Origin of the sequence: Gordonia sp. (in: high G+C Gram-positive bacteria) (assembly GCF_049299075.1) — a bacterium.
Lineage (GTDB): Bacteria > Actinomycetota > Actinomycetes > Mycobacteriales > Mycobacteriaceae > Gordonia.
Genome location: NZ_JBAQWU010000202.1, coordinates 1 through 2,402, shown reverse-complemented (window position 1 = coordinate 2,402; position 2,402 = coordinate 1). Strand labels below are relative to the sequence as shown.

Genomic DNA, 2,402 nt, shown 5'->3' with positions numbered 1-2,402 from the left:
GTTCAGGGCGAGGGCCGCGCTACCAACCAGGATCAGGCTGCCCATGCGGCGGCCGAGGTTCGTGGTGGTCGTCATGGGGAAAACCTACCGGGCGCTGGCGGCGGTCCGGTGACGCGGTCACATGCGCGGGACGCCGGAGATGCCACCTGCCTTCATCCGCGGCAGCCTCGGAACTTCCGCGCTCATCGCCGGAGTAGCGCCGGAGTCCTGGGACGCGAGTACGTCAGACACAGCTTCCGACGGACCGTCGGCGCCGCCGAAGTCACCAACTACGTCGTCAACGCCCTACGGCCGTAGGTTGCTGCGGGAAAGCGGGCGCAGGGGCGAAGGATGCCGTGAGACCGTACGATTCATCTGCTCAGGGCTGACAAATCGTACGGTTTCACAGCCGCTCGAAACCAGTCTCCTACTGCGGATCCTTAAAGTAGACCAGCTGATGTGTTGTGGCCAACAGCACCGGCTCGCCGTCGTCGGGCATCGACCACAGGGTGCCGTCCTGGTCGAAGTGTCCGTTCCCGAAGCGCGCGGCACGCGCGGTGGCGAGCAAGTGGTCGGTGCCGTGTGCGGCGAGCTCGTCGGGGGTCGCGTGGAAGTAGGTGGTCAGGCTGATCGTGCCGGCCGGGGTGAAGGTGCCGTGGCGCAGAAAGATCCGCGGATAGAAAGAGTCAGCGATCGAGGCGAGCGCCGGGTAGTCCAGTGGGCGCTCGGGGAGGTCGCGGATCCACATCGTCGACGTGGAGTCCTCGCTCGCCCCGTCGGCTAGTCCACCGACGACAAACCGCATGTCGTAGTTGGCGGCCCACGCGATGAATTCGGGGAAGTCGACCGGTTCCACGTCGGCGGCCGGGGGCACCACGGGCGGCTGCGCCTCGGTGGACGACCACGTTGGCCGGTGCAGGCCGAAGACGGCGGTGCCGGTGGAGACGGTGGCAGCGTTTTGGACGATGCGGAACAGCCAGTGCTGGTTGGTCCGGTTGGTGCGCACGATCGCCAAGTGCAGATCCCACTGCCCGTCGGCGATCGGCGCGGCGTAATTGATAGTGAAAGCGAGCGGCTCGCCGAGGACGTCCGGGCGGCTGGCGATGGCCTGGACGACGGTCGCGGCGGTCACCCCGCCGAACGGGCCGACCATGTTGGCGTAGGCCGGATGCGTCGTCGCGCGGACGACGCCGTCGGCGACCGGAACAACGGAAATTGCTTCATCGAGTACGTGGCTCACGGGGCCAGACTTTACGCTCAATGGATGACTCGTCGCCGGACCGGACTCGTGATCGCGGCGCTCGTCGGCGCCGCCGTCCTGGCGGTGAGCGGATGTACCAGCGGTCGTCCGCCGGAGCCGTCGTCGACGACAGCGACGGGGACGACCGCCCCGGCGTCGCGGACGGTCACCACGACGTCGATCGACTTGGCGCCGTCGACGGCAGGTTTCCGCGGAGTGGTGCGCGAGCACCGCGGTCGAACTGACGACGGCACTGTCACCTGGGACTACGCACTGCCCCAGGTCGAGGGTGGAACCAAGGCTGTGCGTGAAGCATTCAACACCGCAATGGATTCGGCGACCGGCGCGCTGGTGCCGGGCCCGGCGGGCACCGAGACCACGTTCGGCAACGCCACGCTCCTGCCCGAGGAGGTCTCGCGCACCGTTGTCGCCCGGACGACGCTGTCGGGGGCGCTGATCGTCGACCGCATGTTCACCGGTGCGGCGCACCCGAGCGTTGCGGTGCAGACGGTGGTGATCGAGGCCGCCGCCGGCCGCACGCTGCTGCTTGACGACGTCTTCGCCGACCCCGCCGCGGCCCGCACGCAACTGGCCTCCCTGGCCCGCTCCGCCGACACCACCGGGCGCCTGGCTGGCAGCACCGGGGACCCCGCCGAGTTGCACGCGTGGATTGCGACGGACGAGGGCCTGCACCTCTATGTCCCGGTGATCCACGCGCTCGGCGACTACGTCCCGGTCACCCTCGCCTGGGCCGACGTGGCCCCGCTCCTGAACGCAACCGGCCGCATTCTGTTCGCCGGTTGACCGCGGGCATCGGTCGCGGATTCCAGTCGCTCAGCGGCAAGAACCGCGACATCTGCCACTGCGCCGTCGCGGTCCAGAGCCGAAATCATGAGGATCCCGCCCACCGCACCTCCCTATATTTTCCAGTCTCAAGCTTCTCGTAACTTTGTTCGACAGATCTGTTGCATTCGCAACTCCGTGGGCGTACTCTGAGTATAAGGACGCGAGAAAACTGGCTTGACCAGTACGAACGCCAATCGACAGGGGGTGGCCGTCATGAACGACGACACTGCTGCGCTCGCTGTGGATGGTGTTTCGGCATTCGATGCGGCTGGTGTTGTGGAGGGTTTGTCGGCGGCGCAGTTGCTGGCGGTGCAAGACGCGGCCGAGGTGCGCTTGC

2 protein-coding genes are annotated in these 2,402 nt (G+C 67.5%); one reads left to right on the top strand and one right to left on the bottom strand.

Going from position 1 to position 2,402, the window contains the following annotated elements; all coding sequences use genetic code 11:
- Nucleotides 1-406 precede the first annotated feature (406 nt).
- Nucleotides 407-1,219, bottom strand: a complete 813-nt coding sequence (locus WAW85_RS06460; RefSeq protein WP_422558808.1) for a thioesterase family protein — start codon at nt 1,217-1,219, stop codon at nt 407-409.
- A gap of 24 nt (nt 1,220-1,243) precedes the next feature.
- On the opposite strand from WAW85_RS06460, the gene WAW85_RS06455 reads away from it, so the two are divergent.
- On the top strand, nt 1,244-2,023 hold the full coding sequence (locus tag WAW85_RS06455) for a hypothetical protein (RefSeq protein ID WP_422558807.1): 780 nt from the start codon (nt 1,244-1,246) through the stop codon (nt 2,021-2,023).
- The last annotated feature ends 379 nt before the right edge of the window (nt 2,024-2,402 follow it).

Coding starts and splice junctions, on each gene's coding strand:
- WAW85_RS06455 (WP_422558807.1), top strand. CDS start 1,244: ATGACTCGTCGCCGGACCGGACTCGTGATCGCGGCGCTCGTCGGCGCC.